Source organism: Saccharibacillus brassicae (assembly GCF_006542275.1).
GTDB classification, from domain to species: Bacteria; Bacillota; Bacilli; order Paenibacillales; family Paenibacillaceae; genus Saccharibacillus; species Saccharibacillus brassicae.
Genome location: NZ_CP041217.1, coordinates 5,370,441 through 5,395,373, shown reverse-complemented (window position 1 = coordinate 5,395,373; position 24,933 = coordinate 5,370,441). Strand labels below are relative to the sequence as shown.

Sequence of the window (24,933 nt, the reverse complement as noted above, 5' to 3'; positions counted from 1 at the left end):
AAAAAACGGACCCTTCAGAGGGTCCGTTTTTGAACGGATGCGCGAGCGGCACGGCTGATCAGCTCGGGCACTTCCGGCAGCCTGGCTACCGTATGCAGCGAGCCGGTGGAAGATTCGCCCAACTCGATCAGATTGTAGGCCCATTCGCGTTCCTGCTTGAGATAGACGGCGTTGATGTCGGCGCTGAGCGCGGGCGCGATATCGGTCCGCAGCGAATTGCCGATCATCCAGGTCGACGGGCGCGGAAGCGATTTGGCGCGCAGGATGCCTTCGAGCGCCTGCACGTTTTTGTGCTGGCGGATAAAGATGTCGGAGCCGAAATACGTGCCCAGCTTCATCTGGTCGATTTTGCGCTGCTGGATCCGGTCTTCGCCGCCCGTGTACAGATACAGGGCGTGCCCTTCGCCGCGCAGCCGCTCCAGCGTCTCGACCATGCCCGGGTACGGCTCGACTTCCTGGTCGTATACGCTGAGGCCGAGCTTCACGAGGCCCGCTTCTTCGGCATCGCTGCCGATCCGGTGATGCGCGGCCGAGAAATGCCGGTAGGTCGCGATCAGCGATTCCGGAAAATGATGGCTGGCGAAGCCGACCACGTGCACGCCGGCGATATCGATCTCCAGCTGCTTGGAGCGGACCTGTTCGACGGTCACGCCGTACTTGCCGAACCAATCCAGCATCCGGTCGAAAAAGGCATCCAGAATCTGGTCAAAATATTTGTTGCAGTAGACGAGCGTGTCGTCCAGGTCGAAAATCAAATGTTGTTGGCAGGTACCCGTCACGGGATAGTCACTCCTTCGAAAATCCGGGCGGGGGTCGGTCGTTCATGATTCAGAGAATTCGATTAAAGGCGAAGATACGATTCCAGAAACATTTGCAGTTCCGACGCCCCGTCGGGACGTATACTAAATTTTTCGTTCGATTGTTCGCCGATATGCGTGCGCAGCAGACCGGCGGTCCGCAGCAGCACCATATGATGCTTCAGCGCTTCGGCGGGCTGCTTCAGGTCGCGCTCCATTTCAAGCAGGGAACGCGGCTGATCGGCGACGTAACGCAGCATCTTGAGCCGGTCCGGCACGGCGAGCGCCCGCGTCATGCGCAGCAGCACGGTCGGCGGCTCGCTCTCTTCGGGTTCCGGCACGTCGACCGGATATTGGATCAGCAGCACGTTCTGGTAAAAGCAGTACGTGTTCATCGGCCGGTTGTGCACGGTCGGGAACAAGATGACCGTCTTCAAATCCAGCGGCGTCTCGACGACGAGGCCGCCCGACGCGTACTCGACCAGGGCGCTGGCATCCATCTTGAGCAGCAGTTCGCGCTTCTCCGCCGCGTCTTCTTCGATCAGCGGCAGGACGGAATCCTGAATGCCCTTGAAGTAATAAGTATACCATGACTTGAGCAGAGGCGTGTAGTCGCGCTGGATGCGGGACATGTCGCCGTGCGTCAGCGAAGGCAGCTGCGGCGCGATCCGCTGAAGCAGCCGTTCCGCCGGTTCGGCAAGCAGGCGGTCGAGGAAAAGGGGGATGTCTTCGCCCGCTTCGCGTTCGATCACGAGAGCGTACAGCGCGTCGAAATCGAGAAAAGGCCAGCCGGCCGCTTCGACGAACCGCTGCCGCATCTCGGGCGGCATGCCGGCTTCCGCTTCTTCGGACCAGCCGGAACCGATATCAAGGTTGGGCAGCCATTTCTTCGTAATATGCACCATAAAACTGCCGAGAAGTTCGTAAATCCCGGATACGTCGATCTTGATTTCATAATTGTTCAAACGATAACCTCCTAGGCCGAACGTCGCCTTGCCTTTTGAACCTATTATGTATGTTTTCGCTTGAACTTGTCCACTACTAAGTGAGGTCGCGGCAGTCGCTTGGACGTGCCGCTTACGAAAGGAAGATCCTATTGTCTCCGCGTTCCGCTTTTTCCTATTACATCCTGCTCGGCGTCGTCGTTATGGCGGGGCTGAGCCAGGGCATGCTGCTTCCGCTGCTGTCCATTTTGCTTGAAGAACAGGGGGTGTCCGCTTCGGTCAACGGACTGAATTCGGCGGCGCTCTATATCGGCTCGTTCGCGATGACGTTGATCGCGGAGCGGCTCGTCGGCGTCGTCGGCTTCAAAAAACTGCTGATCGGCGGCCTGCTCATGGTCATGATCGCCCTGCCGCTGTTTCCGCTCATTCCGGGCATCGGCATCTGGTTCGTGCTGCGCCTGATCGTCGGAGCCGGCGACAGCGCGCTCAACTATGTGGCGCAGCTGTGGGTGCTGCTCGTCACGCCGCCGGAGAAGCGCGGGCGCAATCTGTCGCTGTACGGCATGTCGTACGGGATCGGATTCAGCATCGGGCCTCTCGGCATCGGGCTGGTCGATTACGGCGATTACGTGCCGTTCGTCGGCCTGGCGCTGCTGTTCCTGCTCGTGCTGGTGTTCGTCGTCCGGTTTCTGCCGGAATACCGTCCGGAACGCGAAGCGCAGCATTCGACGGGATTTGCGCGGTTCCCGCGTATTTACCGTTATGCGTGGTTCGCGCTTATTCCCGCTTTCCTGTACGGCTATATGGAAGCTTCGCTGAACGGCAACTTCCCGGTCTACGGGCTGCGCCTCGGCCTGCCCAAAGAAGACATCGCGCTGCTGCTGCTCTGCATCGGTATCGGCGGACTGATCCTGCAGCTTCCGCTCGGCATGCTCAGCGACCGGTTCGGGCGGCGTCCGATCCTGATCGGGGCCGGTATCTGCGGCGGCCTGCTGTTCGCACTCGTTCCGCTGGCCGGAACGAACCTCTGGGCCAATATCGCCTTGTTCCTGACCGCCGGCGGTTTGGTCGGCTCGTTCTACTCGCTCGGCATGGCCTATGCGGCCGACCTGCTGCCCAAAGGGCTGATCCCGTCGGCCAACGTCGTCGCTTCGTTCCATTTCAGTATCGGCAGTATGGCCGGCCCCGGTATCGGCGGTTACGGCATGCAGCACGCTTCCCCGTTTCTGTTGTTCTGGATCATGGGCTGCGTCTATATGCTGTTCGGCGCACTCGGGTTCTTTTTCAGAGGAAAGAAGCCGGAAAATATCGAGAAAAAGCCGGCCTGACGTGGCAATAAGCAATCGTTTCGGGGTACACTAGAGAAGTGAAGTTTACCAAGTCAGGGGAGTCGGATGTCGAATGATCAAGGTGAGAGGCTTGAGAAAGACCGTAAGCAGCGATAAGATACCGGTACTCAAAGGCATAGACTTCGATCTCGTTCGCGGAGAGTTCGTCGCGATCGTCGGATCGAGCGGAAGCGGCAAAAGCATGCTTTTGCGCTGCCTGGCTCTGAAGGAAAAATGGGACGGCGGCAGTTTGGTCGTGGACGATATCGATATTTTCAAAGCCGGTTGGTCGGGTCGGCGGCGCATTCACAGGGAATGGGCTTATCTCCAGCAAAATCCGGATCTCGATCCGAACCGTACCGCGCTGAAAAACGTACTGATCGGCCAGGTCGGGCAGACGCCCGCCTGGCGCCGCTTTACCGGCATGGTCCGCACCGCCGATTACATGGGCGCGATGGACATGATCGAATCGTTCGGGCTGCTGGACAAAGCCAAACTCAAATCGGGCAGTTTGAGCGGCGGCGAGAAACAGCGGATTGCCACAGCGCGAGCTTTGGCGCACGGCGCGAACGTCCTGCTGGCCGACGAGCCGGTCGTGGGTCTGGACCCGCATACGGCGGACAACGTGCTCGGCATGCTCAAAAATTTGTGCGAGACGCAGGAGACGACCGTCGTCGCCGTACTGCCGATCGAACTGGCCGAGAAGCACGCGCACCGGATCTGGAGCATGGAAGAAGGCAAAATCGTGCTCGATATCCGCGGACGTCGCCTGACGACGGCGGAGAAAAGCCGGCTGTAGCGATTGTGCGGCGCAGCAAACGAAGAACGCCGAACGACGGAAGGAACGGCCCAATCGGAAGAGAGTGAGCAAAAGAATGAAAAAAATATGGTGGAGTGCCGCCTGCGCGGCAGGCCTGCTGTTTTTGTCGGGCTGCAGCGACACGCTGTCGCTGCCGGACCCGACGTCGCTGATCCGGCCTCCGCGCCTGCCGGCGGAAAAAGAAGTGCTCAAAAACGCGATCGACCGCCAGCTTCCGGCCGGCGCGACGGCGACCCGTACCCGCGATTCGGACGACACGAACGCGGTACACTATGCCGATCTCGACGGCGACGGATCGCGCGAAGCGATCGTGTTCTACAAACCGGTGGAAAGCGCGAAAAACATCCATCTGATGATTTTGCAAAAGCAGGGCGACGCTTGGGTGAACGTGCTCGATATCGAAGGCAAAGGCCCGCTGCTCGACAAGCTGGAGTTCACGGACATTTCCGGCGACGGCTATACGGATATTGTGGTCGGCTACGGCACGGACGGCGAAGATCCGGCGAGCGGATCGACCGGCATCTTGATGGTCTATTCGTACGCGGGTCAGGCGCTGGAAATTTTGGGCACCAAGCTTGAGCTGCCGTATTCGGATTTCGCGCTGGTCGATATCAACCATGACGACCGGCAGGAATTGGTGCTGGTCAACATGAAGCCGAATGTCGGCACGGAAATCCGCGTGTACCAGTACCAGGGCAGCGATTTCCAGGAGCTCGCTTCGCTCGTTCTGCCGAGCAAGACGCTGACCGGCTATTACAACGTGACGGCGGGCAAAATCGCGCCCGATCGCAACGCGCTCGTGCTCGACGTCATGATCGGCGCCGGGTCCTACACGCAGGTCGTCGTGATGAAGAACGGCATTTTGGAGTCGCTGATCAGCGAAGACAAGACGTTCCGCGACGGACTGGTCAAAAGCGAAGACATGAACGGCGACGGCATCATCGAGATTCCGACGCTGAAGACGCCGACCGGATGGAGCGACTTCGAGCATAAGGAAGACATCCTGCTTCTGACCGTGTACAGCCAGTGGAACGGAGAAAAAGGCATCACGCCGGTCAGGGAACAGTACCGCGACGCGAACGGCCGATTCACGCTGCCGCCGTTCCCCCAGAAGCTGATCGGCAAAGTGACGCTCAATACCGTATCGATGGTCGACAAATATTTGCAGTTTGTGCGGATCGACGACCAAAGCGGCGAGCGCGAATGGCTCGAAGAAGTCCGGTTCTTCACGCCGATCCAATGGCAGAACGAATCCGAGGACAAAGGCTGGATCAAGCTGTACAGTACAAGCAGCCAGGTGATCGCGTACCGGGTCAATCCGGACGGCGCATTGGCCGCGGCCAATTCCGGCATTCCGACGAACTGAAACCAACGCAAGATCCGTGAACAAACCTATAGGCACGAAAGTCCGGGAAGGGGAGTCTTATGAGCAAGGTGCTGATTTTGGAAGACGAAGAATCGATTCGCAGTTTTATCGTGATCAACTTGAAACGCAACGGCTTCGAGGTGCTTGAAGCGGCGGAAGGCCACGAGGCGCTGCATATTTTGCAGACGGAACCGGGCATCGATATCGCGCTGCTCGACGTCATGGTGCCGGGTATCGACGGCTTCGAAGTATGCCGCCGTATCCGGGAGACGAACGAGCGCATGGGCATCATTTTCCTGACCGCCAAAGTGCAGGAGCAGGACAAAGTCTACGCGCTGTCCGTCGGCGCCGACGATCACGTCAGCAAGCCGTTCAGCCCGACCGAGCTGATCGCGCGGATCCATTCGCTGCTGCGCCGGGTCAACGTGCACCGGGAGACGGCCGCCAAGGTTACATTCGATTCGGGACCGTTCAAGCTGGACCTGATCTCCAAGCAGTTCAAGAAAAACGCGCAGGCGATCGAACTGACGCCGACCGAGTTTTCGCTGATCCAGTTTTTCCTCGAAAAAGAAAATACGCCGCTCAGCCGGGACGTGCTGCTTGATCACGTCTGGGGCAAAGAATATATGGGCGATCCGAAGATCGTGGACGTCAACATCCGCCGACTGCGCCAAAAAATCGAAGACAATCCGTCGGAACCGGAATATTTGCAGACGGTATGGGGGCACGGCTATAAATGGAAAGGTCAGGGTCAATGATCAAGAAAGGGATCGGCAGACAGATCGTGATGCACTATTTCATCGTCATCTTCCTGGCGCTGATGCTGGTGGAAGTCGTGTTTCTGTTCGCGATCCGGGCCTACTACTACGATACGATCTACAATATGATCTCAAGCCATATCGACGTGACCGTTCGCAGCGCGTTGATCTCGACCAATTCCAGCGACTACAACAAGGAAGAATACCTCGGGCAGATCGTGAGCCTGCTCAAGCTGCCGGAGTCGGAACTGCAAATCCTGAACGGCAAAGGCGAAGTGCAGATCAGCTCTTCGGGCTTCGGGGTGGACAAGCCGGTCCAGACGAGCGATATTCCGCAGGCGCTCGCTTCGGGCGGCACCGCGAAATGGATCGGTCGCCAGGCGACGACGGGCGAGCCGGTCATGGCCGTGACGACGACGCTGCAGCAGGGCGGCGGCCAGGTATATCTGGCCCGCTTCGTCACTTCGATCGAGAAGGTCAATCAGCGCTTGACGGAGATCACGCTCGTCTCGATGGCGATCATCGCGACGATTCTCGTCATCGTGCTGATCGTCAGTATCGGTCTGGCCAACTCGATCGTGCGGCCGATCAATAATATCATCGCCGTGTCAGCGCAGATGGCCAAAGGCCGGTTCGATGTCCGGGTCGAAGGCGATTATCGCTACGAACTCGGCGAGATGGGCTCCACGCTCAATTACATGGCCGAAGAAATCGTGCGCAGCAACCAGATCAAAGACGATTTCATCTCGTCGATCTCGCACGAGCTGCGCACGCCGCTGACATCGATCAAAGGCTGGAGCGAGACGCTCGATTCCGGCGGCTACGATCCGGACGAGACGCGGATCGGCATGGGCATCATTTCCAAGGAAACGGAGCGCCTGATCGGGCTCGTCGAAGAACTGCTGGACTTTTCCAAGCTGCAGCAGAACGAGATGAAGCTGACGATGAAGCGCGTCGAACTCCGGGAATTGCTCAAGGAAATCGTGCTGAACGTCTGGGCAAAAGCCGAACTCAAAAAGGTGAAGCTGCGCGTGGAATCGGACGGCGACTATTTCCCGGTATACGGTGATGCCAACCGGCTGAAGCAGGTCTTTTTGAATCTCGTGGACAACGCGGTCAAGTTTTCGCACGAAAGTTCGGTCATCGTGCTGCATTTGTCGATCGAAGACGGATGGGTACGCGCCGACGTGCGGGACAGCGGGATCGGGATCGACGAAGAGAATTTGAACAGGGTCAAAGACCGGTTTTTCCAGGTCAATACGCAGGGCGGGGGCACGGGACTCGGCCTGGCCATTACGCAGCAGTTGGTCGAACTGCACGAAGGCCGGCTCGATATGACGAGCGAACTCGGCGTCGGCACGACGGTCAGCGTCAAGCTGCCGCTGCTGGAAGGCGAGCCGCAGCCGGAAGCGGAACCGGCGGTCCAGCCGGGGCTGCCTGCCGAAACGGAGGAACGGTAACATGTCGGATAACGAACGTTCGGGGCCGCCCGCAGGCGGAGGCGGAGTTCTCCCGGTCATTCGCGAAGCGCGGCGGAGCGACGCGGAGATGCTGGCCGTCATGCTGCGCGAAGCGGCCGAAGTGATGGTCAGCGCGGGCGTGGAGCAGTGGAAGCCGGAGATGTTCACGACCGAGTCGGTGCTTGACTATTTCGGGCACCGCCGGTTGTTTCTGCTGACGGCGGACGGACAGCCGGCCGGATTGTTCACGCTGCAGGGCAGCGACGCAGCGTATTGGAAAGAGCGCAACGACGAGCGCTATCTGTACCTGCACCGCCTGACGGTCCGCCCGGCCTACAGGGGACTGGATTACGGCGGCGCCATGCTGCGCTGCGCCGAGCGCGAAGCCGCAAGGCTCGGCAAGCGGGGACTGCGCCTGGACTGCGTGGCGCATCTGCCCGCCTTGAACGCTTATTACCGGCGCAGCGGATTCCGGTTCGTGGCCGAACAGGACCTGAATCGGGAGACGGGCGGACGGTACGTGAACCTGTACGAAAAAGAAGTGCCGGAGCCGCGTTGAATCGATTCAACGCAGCTTTGAATGACCCGGCCCGTTGAACGTCGAAGCGGCCGCACACGACAAAAAACCGTTCCCGAATGGCTTGCCCAATTCGGGAACGGTTTTTTGGGGAGTTGCGACGCCGCATTTTTGCATCCGGTTTTGGAAGAGGAACCTTCAGCCGGTCAAGCGGGTCGGGCGCCGCGTTGTAGCCGATCAGGAAGACAGGCCGCCCGCGCGCCGCAGCGCCGCCGGTTCGTATGCTTCCTGCGTGGACAGTACCGGCTGGGACAACGCCGTTTGCGACAGGACGACCGGCTTCGCGTAGACCGTCTCATGCGGGCCGACGATCAGGATGTCATCCGGCGTGCCTTTGATCTCCGCTCCGTCGCGGACGATCGCATTCTCGCCGATGATCGCGTATTCGATCTTCACGTTGCGGCCGATCTGCGCTTCCGGCATGATGACGCTGTCCGCGATCACCGAGCCTTTGCCGATCTGCACGCCGCGGAACAGGACCGAATGCTTGACGCTGCCTTCGTTCACGCATGCTTCGTGCACCATCGAAGAGATCGGCGACGGAGCGAGGGTGCGGCGGAACAAAGCGGGACGGCTCGCTTGGCGGTTCGTATACATCGGCCATTCCGATTTGTTGAGCCGGAATTCGCTGTCTTCGCCGAGCAGGTCCATATGCGCTTCCCACAGGCTGTTGACGGTACCCACGTCTCTCCAGTAGCCCCGGAAAGGGTACGCCTTCAGCGCCGATCCGTCGCTCAGCATAAGCGGCAGCAGGTCTTTGCCGAAATCGTGGCCGGACGTTTCGCTGTGCATGTCGCTCAGCAGATAAGACCGCAGATACGACCATTTGAACAGGTAGATGCCCATCGAAGCGAGGCTGCTCATCGGCTTGGCCGGTTTTTCGTTGAATTCCGTGACGCGCAAAGCGCTGTCGGTCGTCACGATGCCGAAACGATGCGCTTCGCTCAGCGGCACTTCCATGACGGACAGCGTCGCGTCGGCTCCCGAAAGCTTATGGTCGGCGAGCATCTCGGCATAATCCATATGGTAGATATGATCGCCGGACAGGATCAGCACGTGCTCGGGATCCTGTTGATCGATAAAGGCGATATTTTTGGTGATAGCGTCTGCCGTTCCGCGGTACTCGTCGCTGGAAGCGGAAGGAAGCAGCACGATTTCGCCGCTCGGCGAATCGGTTCTCCATGGCGTGCCGTCACCGATATGTTCATGCAGCGACTCGGCGGCATACTGCGTCAGCACGCCTACCGTGTCGATGCCGGAATTGAGGCAGTTGCTGAGAGGAAAATCGACTATGCGGTAATGCCCGCCGAAAGGGACGGCAGGTTTGGCAAGGTTGGAAGTCAACGGTGCGAGTCTACGGCCTTCCCCTCCGGCAAGCAGCATAGCGATACAATCTTTCTTATTCATGTTAATTTCCCTCCCGTGATGTATGTCAACATGATATATAATTAAACGGAAGTGCAGCGCTTTGAAACGATGAAAAAAGGAAATGGGTGACATTTTTTAGAAAACATTTTTTTAGTATCGACTTATTCAGCTCCGCCAAATTCGGGTAATAAACATATTGATGTGTTCAAATTTGAATGAAAAAGAGTCACCGGCTCAACACCGGGCTTAAGCATCGGACAAGGGAGAGTGAAGGGATGGCCAAGCAATCGGCTGGAGCGCAATCTTTATCACGGGAAGATATTTATTTATTTCATGAAGGTAATTTTTTTCACAGCTATAGAATGTTCGGCGCCCATCTGACTACGGAGAACGGCACGGAAGGAGTCCGCTTTACCGTCTGGGCTCCCAATGCCGTATCGGTTGGCGTGGCGACAGATCGCAACGATTGGAACGGAAGCGCCGACCCGCTTGAATCCGTGCCCGAATCCGGCGGCATCTGGAGCGGCTTCATCGAAGGCATGGCGCACGGCGACCTGTACAAATACGCGATTCGCTCAGTCACGGGCGAATCGCTGCTCAAAGCGGACCCGTACGGCGTCTACGCGGAAGTGCGTCCGAATACGGCATCGCGCGTCGGATCGATCGAAGGGTATCAGTGGGGCGACCAGTCGTGGCGGCGCAAGCGGCGTTCGCCTTACAACAAACCGATGAACGTCTACGAAATGCAGCTGGGCACCTGGAAGCAAAAAGCCGACGGGACGTTTTATACATACCGGGAATTGGCCGACGTGCTGATCCCCTACGTCAAAGAAATGGGTTATACCCATCTCGAATTCATGCCGCTCACCGAGTACCCTTACGACCTGTCATGGGGATACCAGGCAACGGGATATTTTGCTCCCACGAGCCGCTACGGCGAAGCGAAAGATCTCATGTACCTGATCGACCGCTGCCACCAGGCTGACATCGGCGTGCTGCTCGACTGGGTGCCCGGCCATTTTGCCAAAGACGCGCACGGCCTTCGGCAGTTCGACGGAACGCCGCAGTACGAGTATGCCGATCCGATGCTGGCCGAGAAGCCGGGCTGGGGCACGCTGTCGTTCGATTTCGGCAAACCCGAAGTGCAGTCGTTCCTGATCTCCAGCGCCCTGTACTGGATGGACGTGTTCCATTTCGACGGCCTGCGTATCGATGCGGTAACGAGCATGCTGCGCCTCGATTTCGAGAAAAAGCCGCACCAATGGCGTCCGAACGATGAAGGGGGCGTCGAGAACTTCGATGCGATCGAGTTCCTGCGCAAGTTGAACAAAGCGATCTTCGGCTATTACCCGAACGCGATTATGGCGGCGGAAGAATCCAGCGCCTGGCCGCTCGTGACTTCGCCGGCGCACGAAGGCGGACTCGGCTTCAACTATAAATGGAACATGGGCTGGATGAACGATACGCTCAAGTACGTGGAAGCCGACTTCGGCGAGAGACCGTCCATGCACAATCTGCTGACGTTCCCGCTCGTGTACGCGCATCAGGAAAACTACGTGCTGCCGCTGTCGCACGACGAAGTCGTCCACGGCAAAAAGTCGCTGCTCGACAAAATGCCGGGTTCCTACGAAGAGAAATTCGCGGGCCTGCGCGTGCTGCTCGGCCACCAGATGACGCATCCGGGCAAAAAGCTGCTGTTCATGGGCGGCGAGTTCGGTCAGTTTATCGAATGGCGGGACGAAGAGCCGCTCGACTGGATTCTGCTCGATTATGAAGCGCACCGTCAGATGAAAGACTACACCGCGGCGTTGAACCATTTTTATCTGGACGAAAAAGCGTTGTGGGAAATCGATCACGAATGGGCGGGCTACGACTGGATCAGCGCGTCGGACGAAGGGCAGAGCGTCATCAGCTTTATGCGCAAAGGCAAAAAGCCCGGCGACACGCTGTATATTCTGATCAACTTCCGCCCGGTGTCGTACGACGATTACCGGATCGGGGTGGACAAGCCCGGCGCCTACAAGGAAGTGTTCAACAGCGACGAACTTCGTTTCGGCGGCCGGGGTCTGATTAACGAAGGGCCTCTCCGCGCGGAAAAAGAAACGTGGCACGACCGCGAGTACAATCTGTCGGTGAAGCTGCCGGCGCTCGGCGTCGTCATTCTCAAAAAAAGCGGGCGGGCGTCCGATCTGTTGAAATCGGCGCCGTCCAAAGCGGACAGCGCGGAACCGGCGCCAAAACCGAAAAGAAAAAGCCCGGTCAAAAAAGCAAAAGAACTCGTGACGGAAGCGCTTGACGCCGTCAAATTGGAAAATCCCAAAAAAGAGACGAAAAAAGAAACGAAAAAAGAAACGAAAAAAGAGACAACACGGAAGGGGAAAACAAAATGAAGTTATTGTTTGCAGCCGCGGAAGCGGCACCATTTATCAAAACGGGAGGATTGGCCGACGTGATCGGAGCTCTGCCCCGCGCACTCAAGCAGGCGGGCGCGGACATCCGCGTCGTGCTGCCCAAATACAAAGGCATCCCCGATGCGTACAAAGAAAAAATGACGCACAAAGGCGAGACGACGGTGAGCCTCGGCTGGCGCGGTCAATACTGCGGCATCGAAGAATACGACGACGACGGCATTCCGGTCTATTTTATCGATAACGAATTTTATTTCGGACGCGACGGCGTGTACGGCTACGGCGACGACGGCGAACGGTTCGCCTTTTTCAACAAAGCGGTGCTCGACATCCTGCCGGAAATCGGCTTCAAGCCGGACGTTATCCACTGCCACGACTGGCATACCGGCATGATTCCGCTGCTGCTGCAGGATACGTACGCGCATGATCCTTTTTACGATAATATCGAGACGGTCTACACGATCCACAATCTGCTGTACCAGGGCGTGTTCCCGTACGCGGTGTTCGGCGAGCTGCTGAGTCTGGACAACCGCCATTTCACGGATGCGGGCGCGGAATACTACGGCAACGTCAACTTCATGAAAGCCGGCATCGTGTATTCGGGCAAAGTGACGACGGTCAGCCCGACTTACGCGGAAGAAATCCGCACTTCGTATTACGGCTACGGCCTCGACGGCCTGCTGTCTTCGATCGGCGACAAGCTGACCGGCATCGTGAACGGTATCGACACGAAGAGCTACAACCCGAACACGGACAAAACGCTCCGTACCCGTTATAAGAGCAGCCTGGCCAAAAAACGCGAAAACAAAACGGCGCTGCAGACCGAACTCGGCCTGCCGGTCAGCGCCAAAACGCCGATGATCGGCATCGTGTCGCGTCTGGTCGAACCGAAAGGCCTCGATCTGGTCGTGCGCGTGCTGGACGAACTGCTGTACGGCGAAGACGTGCAGGTCGTCGTGCTCGGTACCGGCGAACCGGGCTATGAAGACTGGTTCCGCCAGGCGGCTTACCGCCATCCGCAGCAGCTGTCGGTGCAGATCCGCTTCAGCGAGGCGCTGTCGCGCAACATCTACGCCGCCAGCGACCTGTTCCTGATGCCGTCGATGTTCGAGCCGTGCGGCATCAGCCAGCTGCTCGCCATGCGCTACGGCAGCGTGCCGGTCGTACGCGAGACAGGCGGCCTGAACGATACGGTGCACGCCTTCAACGAATATACGGGCGCAGGCAACGGCTTCAGCTTCTCTTCGTACAACGCGCACGACATGCTGAACACGATCCGCCGGGCGCTTGCGTTCTACCGCGAAGAGCCCACGTGGAAAAAGATCGTGCAAAACGGCATGAGCGAAGATTTCAGCTGGTCGTCTTCGGCCAAGGAATACCTGAACATTTACGAGCAGTTAAAAGCGTAAGACGCAGCACCGGGACTTTCCCGGAAGCCGCGCAAAAACCGGACGTCCCGCAGAAGGTCACGAAGCGAAAGCTTCCTGATCTTACGCGGAGCGTCCGGTCTTTTTTTGCGTGAAAAGCTTGTCAACAGCAGAAAAATCCGGCAAAATGAAGGGGACACACGTTCGCATGAATGCAACCCAAACCGAGGAGGCTACATCATGGAAGTGTTTAACGAATATCTGGACAAAATCGACGATCCGCTGCAAAAGGAACGGCTTGAACACGTGCTGCAGTGGATCAGCGACGAGTTTCCGCAGCTGGGCTCGAAAATAGCCTGGAACCAGCCGATGTTTACCGACCATGAGACGTTTATCGTCGGCTTCAGCACCGCCAAAGCGCATCTGTCTGTCGCTCCGGAAAAAGCGGCGATCGAAGTCTTCAGCGAACGGATCGGGCAGGCCGGCTACACCCATACGCCGCAGCTGTTCCGCATTCCGTGGAAAACTCCGGTCGATTACGAACTGCTTCGGGACTTGATCGCGTTCAACATCGAAGACAAAGCCGACTGCACGACGTTCTGGCGCGCCTGACGTTCGCCGGAGGACGGTGCGCAGCCGCGCGCCTCGCAGCGCTGCCGTCTAGGCCAGACGTTCAGAACGGGCTGAAATAGTACAGCAGCATGAACAACGCCGTTTTGACGCCCGTGCCGACCGAACCTCCGTCCACTTTTTTCAACACCGCCAACACCGATACCACGATAGCCGCCATCGACACGACGAAGAACATGCCGGTTCGCCTCCTTCAATTTCTGATTGATCCTCATCACCATCTAAGAGGAAATAACCAAAATAAAGGGTTTAAAACGCTTTCTTTTACATATTTCTCGCAAAATTCGGCAGGCTGTCCGCAAAAGAAAGCGGGCGGCTTGTTTTACATGATTTGCTGCGGCCGTTCGCTCGTCTCGGCCTCGCCGCTGCCGTCCAAATTGCGATACAAAATACGGTAGCCGTAAGGGTCGAGCTGAATCGACAGCCGTCCTTCCGCCGTCGGGAAATCTTCGCCGGTCAGCGCGTCGCGCCAGTCGTCCGTCTCCATCGGATGCGACAGCGTGGACGGCTCCCCGGTATTGTTCATCCAGAACGTGAAATGGATCCGGTCGTCGATCCGTTCGTACACGATGCACGGATTGCCGGGATCGGCCATCAGGAAGCGGAAGCGTCCGCCGCGCAGCGCCGGGTTGCTTTTGCGCAGCACGATCATTTTGCGGTAAAAGTCGTACAGCTCGCGATCCTGGCGGGATGGATTCCATTCCATGCATTTGCGGCAGTCCGGATCGGCTCCGCCCTGCAGCCCGATCTCGTCTCCGTAGAAGATGCACGGCGTGCCCATATACGTGAACAGGAACACGATCGCAAGCTTCAGCTTGCGCTTGTCGCCGCCGAGGCGGGTGAGCAGGCGCGGCGTATCGTGGCTGCACAGCATGTTGAACACGACTTCGTTCGTCTGCTGCGGATAACGCATAAGCAGGCTGCCCATATGGCCGGCAAAATGATGGCCGTCCATGCCGCCGCCGAAAAAGGCCAATACTTTATCGGAAAAAGGATAGTTCATGACCGAATCGAACTGATCGCCCATCAGCCACGACAACGAATCGCTCCACACTTCGCCGACCAGGTACGCGTCCGGCTTGGCGCTTTTGACCACGTCCCGGAACTCGCGCCAAAAGTGGTGGTCGACTTCGTCGGCCACGTCCAGCCGCCAGCCGTCGACGCCGATTTCCTTGATCCAGTATTTGGCGACGCCGAGCAGGTACTTGCGCACTTCCTCGTTGCCGGTATTGAATTTGGGCATGTTGGAATAGAAGCCGAACGTGTCGTAGGTCGGGATGCCGTCTTTGACTGCAAGCGGGAATTCGTTGACGTGGAACCAGTCGGCGTAAGGCGAATAAGGGCCTTTGGCGACGGCGTCCTGAAAAGGAGGGAATTGGTCGCTGCAGTGGTTGAACACCGCATCCAAAATGACGCGGATTCCTCTGGCGTGACAGGCTTCGACCAACTTTTTCAAAATCGAGCTGTCGCCGAGATGGGGATCGACCGTTTTGTAATCGACCGTATCGTATTTATGATAGGAATTCGCCGTGAACACGGGGGTAAAATACAGCGCGTTGATCCCAAGCTCCACCAGGTAGTCGATATGGTCCAGCACGCCTTGCAAATCGCCGCCGAAATGATCCGTCAGCGTCGGCTGCCCGCCCCAGGCAAGCGTGCCCGGCGGATCGTTCGACGGATTGCCGTTGGCGAAACGGTCGGGCATGATCTGATAGAAAATCGCTTTTTTGGCCCAGTCGGGCGCAGCGAACAAATCGACATGGTGAATGTACGGGAATTCGTAATAGCCGCCGGTCGGCATCGGCATCCCGTCGTGAAACTCGTTATCGGACTTGAACAGCGTCTCGCTGCCCGCGATCAGACGGAACAGGTAAGCGACCCGCTTGAACTTGGGCCGGACGGGACCTTCCCAGTAATCGAAATATTCGTCGCTGGCCGCCTTTTCCAGTTCGACTTCGAAATAGGTACGGTTCCAGTCGTATTTGTCGCCGGTCAGCGCGGTTACACGGTCGACATCGTTCTTTTTGGTGCGAAAACGCAAATGGATCGTGTGCAGGTCGTACGCATACGCCCATTTGTCGCGCGGTACGTGGTACATGGCTTCCCGAAACATGAAATCGCCCCTTTGGTAAAATCGGAGATACGGATAGAACGGCACATGGAGGGCAGGAGATAGGGCGCGGAGCTTTGTCAGTTCAAACCCAAGCATGGCGGAAACAGAGGAAAGCCGGTCAAGTTACCCAGCAGCATCAAATATGACTGTTATTACCCGGTAAAAGTTTACATTGAAACCAAAACCCGAGAGGGGCGGTAGTCGGTCTCTTACCTTGTCGGCGCAACAAAAACCCCGTTTCCGGCACAGACCGGAAACGGGGTTGAGACGGCCGTCAGGCCGAAGGCGCGGGGCGGTACGCCTGCCGGCGGAATTCTTCGCGCACGCGCTCCAGCAGTCCGGGAACGGTCAAGACGTCGCAGGCGGTAGCGGCCAGCAGCTTGGCGCCGAAGATCATGGCGTCGTAAGCGGCATCCTGCTGCGCCAGATCGCGGAATCCGATACTGTGCAGCTCATGGCGTTCGGGGACGACTTGAACGTACGGATGGATCGCCGGACAGCGGGTGGAGACGTTGCCGACATCGGCGGAACCGCCGTTCACCGGCTCTTGAATGTCGCCCGGATCGATGCCGGCTTCGATCAGGTTGCGGGTGAACGTCTCGGACAGCGTCTCGTTCGTGATCAGTTCGTCGTACGAATATTCGTAATTCGACACTTTCAGTTCGCAGCCGGTCTGCAGCGCGGCGCCTTCGGCGATCCGGCGCACTTTCGCGACCAGCTCGTCCGTGTACGGCCGGTCGGCCGAACGGATATAGAACTGCGCCGACGCGTAATCGGGAATGATATTGGCGGCGACGCCTCCGTGATTGATGATGCCGTGAATACGGGCGTCGGTACGCGTCTGCTGGCGCAGCGCGTTGATCGCGTTGAACAGCTGCAGCACCGCGTCGAGCGCGTTGACGCCGGCTTCGGGGCTGGCGGCGGCGTGGGACGCTTTGCCGTAGAATTCGTACTGGATCGCGTCCATCGCCAGCGCGCTGCCGGACTTCTGGAACGCGTAGTACGGATGCGCCATCAGCGCAAAGTCGCAGTCGTCGAACAGTCCGGCGTCCGCCATCGTGACTTTGGCGCCCCGGGTCTCTTCGGCCGGCGTGCCGTAGACGCGCAGCGTGCCGCCGAGCTGCGCGACGAGGTCTTTGAGCCCGAGCGCGGCGCCCAGGCTCATCGTGCAGATCAGATGGTGTCCGCAGGCGTGGCCGATTTCCGGCAGTGCGTCGTATTCGCACAGCAGCGCGACGGTCGGACCCGGCTTCCCGGAGCGGAACGTGCCGACAAAAGCGGTCTCGATTCCGAGCACCGGCGCTTCCACCTCGAAACCGTGCGCGGCGAGCGATTGTTTGAGCCTGGCGGACGCTTTGAATTCTTCGTTGCCGAGCTCCGGGTTCTGCGCGATATAGACGGCGATCTCTGTTAGCTCCGCGGCATGGCGGTCGATCCCGGCTTCGATCCGCTGCTTATGCGCCTTATTATTCATCAATGAAAAGACTCCCCGCTTCGTTTATTTAGAAGTGAATTTTAGCATGGGCAGCGAACGTTTTCAATGCTGACGCGGCTTTGGAAGAAGTGAAAAAGAAAGAAAAGCAAAAAAAAACACGCGACATTTGCTGAATATTGTTGTATAAATATGAATATCATTTTATAATGACTTGTCATTTTACAACAGAGTGGAGAGAGAGCATGCTGAGACTGAAACGGATCATCCCGATGCTGCTGGCTCTGCTGATGCTGACGTTGGCGCTGTATCCCGGCCACGGACAAGCACAAGCGCAGACCGACTCGGGCACGAACGACAAAAAGACGATTATCGTCGGATTGAGCGCGGATTTCGCGCCGTACGAATTCATTATGACGGTCGACGGCAAGAGCAAAATCGTCGGTTCCGACGTCATGATCGCCGAACAGATCGCGGCCGACATGGGCGCGGAATTGCAGCTTGAGAACATGCCGTTCGACAGCCTGCTTCCGGCGCTGCAAAGCGGACGGATCGACATGGTCATCTCCGGCATGACGCCGACCGACGAACGCAGACAGAACGTCGATTTTTCCGACCTGTATTACATTTCCAAACAGGTCATTCTGACACGCGCCGAAGATGCCGACCAATACCCGACGATGGCTGAACTCGAAGGTCAACCGATCGGCGTACAGACCGGTTCTATTCAAGAAGAGATCGCGAACGGTATCCCGAACGCCGAGGTCACCGCCGTCAAAAGCATCTCCGACGTTGTCAGCCTGCTGCTGTCCGACCGCGTAAACGCGGCCGTGTTCGAAGGACCGGTCGCGGAAGCGCAGGTCAAGAACCGGGCCGGCCTCGCGATCGCCGAAGCGGTGCCGGAAGATAGCGACACGCCGATGGCGATCGCCGTCGAGAAAGGCAATACCGAACTGCTGGGCGAGATCAATACGACGCTGAAGCGGCTCAACGCCGACAATGCGGTCGAACGTTTTATCCAGGAAGCGAACGAACTGAATTCCGGCGAGAACGCGCCGGGCAACATCTTCTCGTTCTTCTGGAAATATCGCGGCTACTACGCGGACGGCGTCCAGTATACGCTGCTGCTGTCCGCGCTGGGCGTTCTGTTCGGCTTCCTGATCGGCCTGCTGATCGCGCTGCTGCGCTTGTCCGGCGTCAAGATCCTCAAATGGATCGCCGTCGCCTATACCGAAGTGCTGCGCGGCACGCCGATGCTGGTCCAGCTCCTCATTATCCATTTCGGCCTAGCCAGTGCTTTCGATATCAAATTTACGGTGCTCCAGTCCGGTATCATCACCCTGTCGCTGAACAGCTCGGCTTATCTGGCGGAAATTTTCCGCGCGGGCATTCAGGGCGTCGACAAAGGGCAGATGGAAGCGGCCCGTTCCCTCGGGATGCCGCGCGGCCTGGCCATGCGCACCATCATTATCCCGCAGGCGATCAAAAGCGTGCTGCCGGCGATCGGCAACGAATTCGTCGTCATTATCAAGGAATCGTCGATCGTTTCGTTTATCGGCGTGGCCGACCTGATGTTCCAGGCCAACGCCGTACGTACGCTGACGTATTCCGGCCTGTATCCGCTCGTGATCGCGGCCTGTATCTACCTGATCATGACGCTTATTCTGTCGAAGCTGTTGAATGTATTGGAACGGAGGTTGAGTGCCGGTGATATCCGCTAAAAATTTGCAAAAGTCTTTCGGTAAAAACCAGGTTCTCAAAGGGATCGATACCGAAATCAAGCAGGGCGAAGTCGTCGTCGTGATCGGGCCGAGCGGCTCGGGCAAAAGCACGTTCCTGCGCTGCCTGAACCGTCTCGAAGAAGTGACGGGCGGAGAGATTCTGTTCGAAGGCAAACCGATTACGGACAAGAAGCACAACATCGACAAAACCCGCGAGAAAATGGGCATGGTGTTCCAGCAGTTCAATCTGTTCCCGCACAAGACCGTGCTGGACAATATTACGCTGGCTCCGACCAAGCTGCTCGGCTTGTCCAAAGCCGAAGCCGACAAGCGCGCCGAGTCGCTGCTGCAGTCGGTCGGCCTGGAAGACAAGAAGAACGCCTATCCGGCGCAGCTGTCGGGCGGCCAGAAGCAGCGGATCGCCATCGTGCGGGCGCTTGCGATGCAGCCCCATGTGATGCTGTTCGACGAACCGACGTCGGCGCTTGACCCCGAGATGGTCGGCGAAGTGCTGGACGTCATGAAGAAGCTGGCCGAAGACGGCATGACGATGGTCATCGTCACGCACGAAATGGGCTTCGCCCGCGAAGTCGGCGACCGGATCCTGTTCATGGACGGCGGCGTAATCGTCGAAGAAGGCACGCCGGAAGAAGTGTTCGGCGCTCCGAAAAACGCGCGGACGCAAGATTTTTTGAGTAAAGTGTTATAAGGGGAAAGTAAGAGGTAAGCGTAATCCGCTTTTTCGTTCCGTTGTTTTCCTGCGGAAAGCCAAAGTCACTCCAAAGCGGATTACGCTCACCGGGTAGGTGGGAGTAGGAGAAGGGACATTTTAAAACCTGAAACCTGGCAAACCTGCAAGAAGTAAAGCGAAAAGAGAAGGTAAGCCCTGGCCCGGACTCTGGAGTCCGGGCTTTTCGTGATGCTTGTCATAGCGATCACGGCCTGCGCAAGGCATCATGGACAGGATATGCGTAGTCAAGCAATCCGGGGGAGGACATGATGGCGATAGTTATTTCCAATCGGCGTACGGCGGAAGGGATTTACGTGATGCACGCGGAGGGACGGTTCGAAGCTCGGCCGGGCCAATTTTTTATGGTGCGAGGGTGGGGCGGGTATCCGCTTCTCTCGCGTCCGCTCAGCGTGTACGATCAAGACGAGACCGGGGTCAAGTTTCTATATAAAGCGGCAGGGGAAGGAACGGCCCTGCTGTCTCGGCTGAGACCGGGCGATGACGTGGCGCTGCTCGGCCCGCTCGGGAACGGCTTCCCGCTTGCGCAGGCGCAGGGCCGCGTCGCTCTTGTCGGCGGAGGGATCGGCATCGCGCCGCTGTATTACGCGGCGAGGCATCTGGAGCGCGCCGATCTGTACTTGGGGTTCAGCGAAGAAGCGTACGAAGAACGCGAATTCCGCGCGCTCGGCCACCCCGTCGAGATCAACCTCGGCGGCATCGTGCTGGATACGGTCGACTTCGACGCTTACGATACCGTATGGGTGTGCGGACCGGAACCGATGCTGCGCGCCGCCCAGATCAAAAGCGGCTTGTCTTCGGGGCGGGCCGACGTGTACCTGTCGCTGGAGAACCGGATGGCCTGCGGCGTCGGAGCCTGCCTCGTATGCAGCGTGGGCAGCCCCGGCGGGCGCAGGAAAGCGTGCGTCGACGGGCCGGTCTTCCGGGCCGGAGAGGTGGTGCTGGCATGAGCGAGACGATGCGCAGCGTCGACCTTGCCCGTATGGCCGGAGGGCAGGCCGGGACGCCTGAAACAAGGCCCGATACCGTCTGCCGGATCGGGGAAGTCGCGTTCAAAAATCCGGTCGTCATGGCTTCGGGTACGTTCGGCTTCGGCCGGGAATATGGCAGCTTTTACGATCTGGGCCGACTCGGCGGCATTTCGGGCAAAGGTCTCACGCTGCATCCTCGTCCGGGCAATCCGGGCATCCGCGTATACGAGACAGCATCGGGCATGCTGAACAGCGTAGGGCTTGAAAATCCGGGCATCCCGGCCTTTTTAGAGCAAGAGTGTCCGTTCTGGGAGACGCTCGGCACGGTCCGCATCGTCAATCTGGGCGGCGGCACGGTGCAGGAATACGCCGAAGGCGCGCGCCTGATCGACGCCGACGCCCGGATCCGGGAGCGGGAAGGCCGCCGCGCCGTCGATCTGATCGAACTGAACATTTCGTGCCCGAACGTCAAGGCAGGCGGCATCGCGTACGGGATTCGAACGGAAGCCGCGCGCGAAGTCGTGCGGGAAGTACGCGGCGCGACGATCCTGCCGCTGATGGTGAAGCTGTCGCCCGGCGCCGAAGACCTCGTCGGCATGGCGCAGATGTGCGAAGAAGAAGGCGCGGACGCGGTGTCGCTGATCAATACCGTGCCGGGCATGAAGATCGACGTGCGCAGGCGCCGCAGCGTGTTCGACAATCTGTACGCCGGCTTGTCCGGCCCTGCCGTCAAACCGATCGCGCTGCGCATGGTGCATCAGGTGTGCCGGAACGTGAACCTGCCCGTCGTCGGCATGGGCGGCATCTCAAGCGCGGAAGACGTGCTCGAATTCATCATGGCCGGCGCCGAAGCGGTGCAGGTCGGTACGTACAACTTCGTCAACGTCCAGGCCGGAGCGGAACTTGCCGCAGGCATCGAACGGTTCATGGTCGCGGAAGGCATCCGCAGCCTGAGCGAGATCCGGGGCATACTGTGAAGGATATGCAGGCAGGGGAAGGTCAAGCCGGCATGGCACGCACCTACACGTATCATTCGGACGCTGCGCAAAAAGAGATCGTAGTCGAACGCCGGGACGTCGGCCGGGACACGCTGCTTATCGTGACCGGCGGCGCCGCGCATATCGGAGCGGTCTCGACAGCTTATATGGAACGCGGCGAAGTCCGGGTGCAGACGTGCGTCGTCCCCGGGCACCGGGAACAGGTGCTCAGCGAACCTGCCGCCCGCCGCGCCGCCCGCCTGCTGCGCCGTACGGTGACGGTCGCCATGGGCATCCATTACGACGGGCTTACCCGGGCGCAGATCGACGAGATCTCGGCGGTCGTGCAACGCAAAATCGGAGAGCGGCTCGAGGAACCGAAAAATTAATTTAAAAATTTTGTCGCGGGATGAAACCGATTTTGTTAGCCTCCGTAATAGATAAGGGTAATGGTTGAAACAGCAGCGAACACTACATTCAAGGAGGCAACCCGAATGTCCGTTTTCAAAAGATTAAGAGATCTCACGTTGTCCAATGTATATGCCATGATCGAGAAGGCCGAAGATCCGGTCAAATTGACCGATCAGTACATCCGCGACATGCAGGAAGATCTGGCCGACGCGGAGAAAGCCGTAGCCGCCCAGATCGCAATCGAGAAGAAGTTCAAGCAGCTGTACGAAGAGCAGTCCGAGCTGGTGAACCGCCGCACGGAACAGGCCCATATGGCCGCTCAGGCACAGAACGTTGACCTGGCCCGCCGCGCGCTCGAAGAGAAAAATGCGGCCGAGCAGAAGATGACCGAATACAAGAACAGTTTCGATCAGAACAAAGCGGCCGCCGACAACCTGCGCGGCAAGCTTGAAGAAATGCGCAAGCAGCTGACCGAAATGAAAAATAAGCGCGATACGCTGGTCGCCCGCTACAGCGCGGCCAAAGCGCAAACGGAAATCAACAAAACGATGTCCGGCTTCAACTCCGACAGCGCGACTTCCGGCCTGAAGCGGATGGAAGACAAGATGCTCAATATGGAAGCACAGGCCGAAGCGAGCAACGAAATGTCGTCCAAAGGCAAATCGCTCGACGACGAATTTGCCGAACTCGGCAAGAACAGTGCAGTAGACAGTGAGCTGGCGGCACTGATGAAGCAGTACGAGAAGAAAGAATAACACCCGCAATCATACAAGGCTCGAAGCGCCGGCAAGGCGAACGAAGCCTGGCGAAGGGGAACGCGCGTACGCGGCGGCTCCCTTCGCTTTTTCATGGTTTGAGGTCCCCGGCTTCTTCCACAGCAACAGACCTACATAATCGACGGTGCAAGGAGGACGGAAAGTGGAATTTTCGGATTTGGCAAGACTTGCGGTATGGACGCTTTCCGGAGCGGTGCTGCTGACCCTGTTGATGGTCATCGATTCGTTGTTTACGAAATACAAAGATTTTCAGGAATTGAAACGAGGCAATCTGGCGGTGACGATCCGTCTGGTGATGAAGATTTTCGCGCAGGCGCTTATTTTGAAATACGTGCTGGAAGGTTCTTCGAGCATCGTGAGCGCGTGGATCGTGTCGTTCATTACGTTCGTTATCCTGCTTGCGCTGGAGAGCGCGGTCGAATTCGTGCTGCGCAAATGGGGCGGGCTGAACCTCGACGAAGGCACGGAACGCGGCAACGTGGCGCACGGTTTGTTTGCGGGCACGCTGCACGTGATCGGGGCGATGATCATTACGGCGGCTCTGTCCATCTGATCTTGCGGCAAGGCGTTTTCGCGAAAAGGGAGCATCGGCATAACGCCGCTGCTCCCTTTTTTGGCATGCCGCCGCATGCGTCCGATGCCGGGCACGCCGCTTGCGGTATCTTTTTCGACTATGGCGCCGCCAGAAGACCGCTGCTGTTCACCGCTGTTCTTCGGCTGCGCGCCGCTCGATCGCTTCGGACATCGTCTTGTCGGTCAGATGCGCGTAGATTTCGGTCGTTTCCGTCGAAGCGTGGCCGAGCTGCTCTTTGGTCTTGTAAATATCGTTCTGCAAATAATAATCGGTGGCGAACGAATGACGCAGCTTGTGCACGGTTAAATAAGGTTTACCGAACCGTTTGGCATATTTGATGATCATGGCCTGAATAGCGCGCTTGGTCATCCGTTTGCCTTCTTTCTGGCCGTTCGGAATCGCGAGAAACAGCGCTTTTTCCCGTTTGGGCGCCGCGTATTCCGTCTCCCGCAGCGACAGATAGCGTTCGAGATCGAACCGGGCCTGATCGCGGAAATAGACCGGCGTCTTGAACGTATCGTCGTTGCTGCCTTTGCGCAGGACATAGAGCAGCTTGTTGCCGGCGTCGAGGTCCGCAAGGTTCAGGTTGATCACTTCCGAGACGCGCAGGCCGGAATTGAGAATGAGGCTTGCGATCGAAGCGTCGCGTTCCTTGTTTTTGGCATGGGCGTAGAGCGCCTGCTTGTTGCCCGCGACATCGACGGCATACCCTTCGCGTATATAGTCGATAAATTCGGTCAGCTCCTGCTCTTCGAGAATTTTGCCTTTGAGCTTGGCGGCCGTATCTTTCGGTTTGTTCGCGCGCTTGATCTCGATCTTCGCCATGACGTTGCGCTTGAGCAGCGGATAGAAATCGTCGTCTTCGGCGATCTGGCTCAGATAATGGAACAGGGAACGCAGCGCGGACAGTTTGCGGATAACGGTCGTGCGGGAATTGGGACTTGCGGTCCGCGTCGTCAGATGCAGCCGGTAGCCCGTAATATTGTCCATACGCAGCGCTTCCAGTTCTTCGAGCGTGACGTCCTTCATCCCGGTCCCGGCGGACAAGCCTTCGGCCCGCAGCCAGTTGAAGAACGATTCGTAGTCGCGAACGTATTCCAGCAGCGTGGACGGCGACAGATCGGGCAGTTTGTAGTCGATGAATTGTTGGACGTAGCCGGGCATCTCGGGCAGTTTTTCGCCGAGGCGCACGCGGTCGATGTTTTTTTGAATGCTCATGGCGGTTCCTCTTTTCGCGGGGTGAACGTCGGTCCGGGCAGGTCCCGGCTCTTACGTTTAGTTTACCACAGTAGGCGCTCCGGCACGTATGTGGACGTTCGGGAACGGGGCGCGCGGAAGTTGCCGGAGAGGAGGGCCGTCGGTTACGATAGAGAAGGAAACGTGCGGA

At 58.3% G+C, this 24,933-nt stretch carries 23 protein-coding genes; 16 read left to right on the top strand and 7 right to left on the bottom strand.

All coding sequences use genetic code 11. The features are described from left to right. Nucleotides 1-14: 14 nt before the first annotated feature. A complete protein-coding gene (locus tag FFV09_RS22545; protein WP_141449934.1) occupies nucleotides 15-779 on the bottom strand; it encodes an HAD family hydrolase in 765 nt (254 codons plus the stop codon). Nucleotides 780-841: 62 nt separating this feature from the next. After that, complete coding sequence (locus FFV09_RS22540; protein ID WP_141450593.1) at nucleotides 842-1,702, bottom strand: helix-turn-helix transcriptional regulator; 861 nt, start codon at nucleotides 1,700-1,702, stop codon at nucleotides 842-844. A 191-nt stretch (nucleotides 1,703-1,893) separates the two neighbouring features. Here FFV09_RS22540 and FFV09_RS22535 point away from each other — a divergent pair, with 191 nt between their 5' ends. The 6 genes from FFV09_RS22535 (at nucleotide 1,894) to FFV09_RS22510 (ending at nucleotide 8,032) form a co-directional block, all read left to right on the top strand. Next, a complete protein-coding gene (locus FFV09_RS22535) occupies nucleotides 1,894-3,069 on the top strand; it encodes an MFS transporter (RefSeq protein WP_246098418.1) in 1,176 nt (391 codons plus the stop codon). Nucleotides 3,070-3,142: 73 nt separating this feature from the next. Beyond that, nucleotides 3,143-3,868: a phosphonate ABC transporter ATP-binding protein gene (locus FFV09_RS22530; protein WP_141449933.1), complete on the top strand. Its 726-nt coding sequence runs from the start codon at nucleotides 3,143-3,145 to the stop codon at nucleotides 3,866-3,868. Between the two features lie 76 nt (nucleotides 3,869-3,944). Beyond that, on the top strand, nucleotides 3,945-5,255 hold the full coding sequence (locus tag FFV09_RS22525) for a hypothetical protein (protein WP_141449932.1): 1,311 nt from the start codon (nucleotides 3,945-3,947) through the stop codon (nucleotides 5,253-5,255). Between the two features lie 59 nt (nucleotides 5,256-5,314). Then, nucleotides 5,315-6,013, top strand: coding sequence for a response regulator transcription factor (locus FFV09_RS22520; RefSeq protein WP_141449931.1), 699 nt, complete (start codon nucleotides 5,315-5,317; stop codon nucleotides 6,011-6,013). Next, nucleotides 6,010-7,473, top strand: a complete 1,464-nt coding sequence (locus FFV09_RS22515; RefSeq protein ID WP_141449930.1) for a sensor histidine kinase — start codon at nucleotides 6,010-6,012, stop codon at nucleotides 7,471-7,473. Before FFV09_RS22520 ends, FFV09_RS22515 begins: the two co-directional genes overlap by 4 nt. A 1-nt stretch (nucleotide 7,474) precedes the next feature. After that, nucleotides 7,475-8,032: a GNAT family N-acetyltransferase gene (locus FFV09_RS22510; RefSeq protein WP_141449929.1), complete on the top strand. Its 558-nt coding sequence runs from the start codon at nucleotides 7,475-7,477 to the stop codon at nucleotides 8,030-8,032. Between the two features lie 195 nt (nucleotides 8,033-8,227). Here the strand turns inward: FFV09_RS22510 and FFV09_RS22505 are convergent, their stop codons facing one another. Continuing rightward, nucleotides 8,228-9,457: a glucose-1-phosphate adenylyltransferase gene (locus FFV09_RS22505; protein ID WP_141449928.1), complete on the bottom strand. Its 1,230-nt coding sequence runs from the start codon at nucleotides 9,455-9,457 to the stop codon at nucleotides 8,228-8,230. Between the two features lie 236 nt (nucleotides 9,458-9,693). Here FFV09_RS22505 and glgB point away from each other — a divergent pair, with 236 nt between their 5' ends. The 3 genes from glgB (at nucleotide 9,694) to FFV09_RS22490 (ending at nucleotide 13,805) form a co-directional block, all read left to right on the top strand. After that, complete coding sequence (gene glgB / locus FFV09_RS22500; protein WP_141449927.1) at nucleotides 9,694-11,808, top strand: 1,4-alpha-glucan branching protein GlgB; 2,115 nt, start codon at nucleotides 9,694-9,696, stop codon at nucleotides 11,806-11,808. Beyond that, nucleotides 11,805-13,235 (top strand): glycogen synthase GlgA, encoded by a 1,431-nt coding sequence (gene glgA / locus FFV09_RS22495; protein ID WP_141449926.1) that lies wholly within the window; start codon nucleotides 11,805-11,807, stop codon nucleotides 13,233-13,235. The genes glgB and glgA overlap by 4 nt, the downstream gene beginning before the upstream one ends. A gap of 198 nt (nucleotides 13,236-13,433) precedes the next feature. Next, nucleotides 13,434-13,805 carry an iron chaperone gene (locus FFV09_RS22490; protein WP_141449925.1) on the top strand — a complete coding sequence of 124 codons (372 nt, stop codon included), beginning with the start codon at nucleotides 13,434-13,436 and terminating at the stop codon, nucleotides 13,803-13,805. 61 nt (nucleotides 13,806-13,866) lie between these two features. Here FFV09_RS22490 and FFV09_RS24440 read toward each other — a convergent pair whose 3' ends face one another. From FFV09_RS24440 to FFV09_RS22480, 3 genes are all read right to left on the bottom strand, one after another. Continuing rightward, the gene (locus tag FFV09_RS24440; RefSeq protein WP_272915052.1) at nucleotides 13,867-14,001 is read right to left on the bottom strand and encodes a hypothetical protein; all 135 of its coding nucleotides are present in this window, start codon (nucleotides 13,999-14,001) and stop codon (nucleotides 13,867-13,869) included. Between the two features lie 144 nt (nucleotides 14,002-14,145). Then, the gene (locus FFV09_RS22485; RefSeq protein WP_141449924.1) at nucleotides 14,146-15,936 is read right to left on the bottom strand and encodes an alpha-glycosidase; all 1,791 of its coding nucleotides are present in this window, start codon (nucleotides 15,934-15,936) and stop codon (nucleotides 14,146-14,148) included. A 274-nt stretch (nucleotides 15,937-16,210) separates the two neighbouring features. Beyond that, nucleotides 16,211-17,410, bottom strand: a complete 1,200-nt coding sequence (locus FFV09_RS22480) for a M20 family metallopeptidase (RefSeq protein WP_141449923.1) — start codon at nucleotides 17,408-17,410, stop codon at nucleotides 16,211-16,213. A 203-nt stretch (nucleotides 17,411-17,613) separates the two neighbouring features. Between FFV09_RS22480 and FFV09_RS22475 the strand changes: the two genes are divergently transcribed. From FFV09_RS22475 to FFV09_RS22445, 7 genes are all read left to right on the top strand, one after another. Continuing rightward, nucleotides 17,614-19,089 carry an ABC transporter substrate-binding protein/permease gene (locus tag FFV09_RS22475; RefSeq protein WP_141449922.1) on the top strand — a complete coding sequence of 492 codons (1,476 nt, stop codon included), beginning with the start codon at nucleotides 17,614-17,616 and terminating at the stop codon, nucleotides 19,087-19,089. Beyond that, the gene (locus tag FFV09_RS22470; protein ID WP_141449921.1) at nucleotides 19,076-19,798 is read left to right on the top strand and encodes an amino acid ABC transporter ATP-binding protein; all 723 of its coding nucleotides are present in this window, start codon (nucleotides 19,076-19,078) and stop codon (nucleotides 19,796-19,798) included. The genes FFV09_RS22475 and FFV09_RS22470 overlap by 14 nt, the downstream gene beginning before the upstream one ends. 287 nt (nucleotides 19,799-20,085) lie before the next feature. Next, nucleotides 20,086-20,787 (top strand): dihydroorotate dehydrogenase electron transfer subunit, encoded by a 702-nt coding sequence (locus FFV09_RS22465; RefSeq protein ID WP_342782074.1) that lies wholly within the window; start codon nucleotides 20,086-20,088, stop codon nucleotides 20,785-20,787. A gap of 32 nt (nucleotides 20,788-20,819) precedes the next feature. Beyond that, nucleotides 20,820-21,785 (top strand): dihydroorotate dehydrogenase, encoded by a 966-nt coding sequence (locus tag FFV09_RS22460; protein WP_141450590.1) that lies wholly within the window; start codon nucleotides 20,820-20,822, stop codon nucleotides 21,783-21,785. Between the two features lie 32 nt (nucleotides 21,786-21,817). Next, complete coding sequence (gene lpdD / locus FFV09_RS22455; RefSeq protein ID WP_141449920.1) at nucleotides 21,818-22,174, top strand: prenylated flavin chaperone LpdD; 357 nt, start codon at nucleotides 21,818-21,820, stop codon at nucleotides 22,172-22,174. A 105-nt stretch (nucleotides 22,175-22,279) separates the two neighbouring features. Then, nucleotides 22,280-22,951, top strand: a complete 672-nt coding sequence (locus FFV09_RS22450; RefSeq protein ID WP_141449919.1) for a PspA/IM30 family protein — start codon at nucleotides 22,280-22,282, stop codon at nucleotides 22,949-22,951. 163 nt (nucleotides 22,952-23,114) lie between these two features. Continuing rightward, nucleotides 23,115-23,525 carry a DUF350 domain-containing protein gene (locus FFV09_RS22445; RefSeq protein WP_141449918.1) on the top strand — a complete coding sequence of 137 codons (411 nt, stop codon included), beginning with the start codon at nucleotides 23,115-23,117 and terminating at the stop codon, nucleotides 23,523-23,525. Between the two features lie 147 nt (nucleotides 23,526-23,672). On the opposite strand, the gene xerS is transcribed toward FFV09_RS22445, so the two are convergent. Beyond that, on the bottom strand, nucleotides 23,673-24,764 hold the full coding sequence (xerS, locus tag FFV09_RS22440; RefSeq protein WP_141449917.1) for a tyrosine recombinase XerS: 1,092 nt from the start codon (nucleotides 24,762-24,764) through the stop codon (nucleotides 23,673-23,675). Between the last annotated feature and the right edge of the window lie 169 nt (nucleotides 24,765-24,933).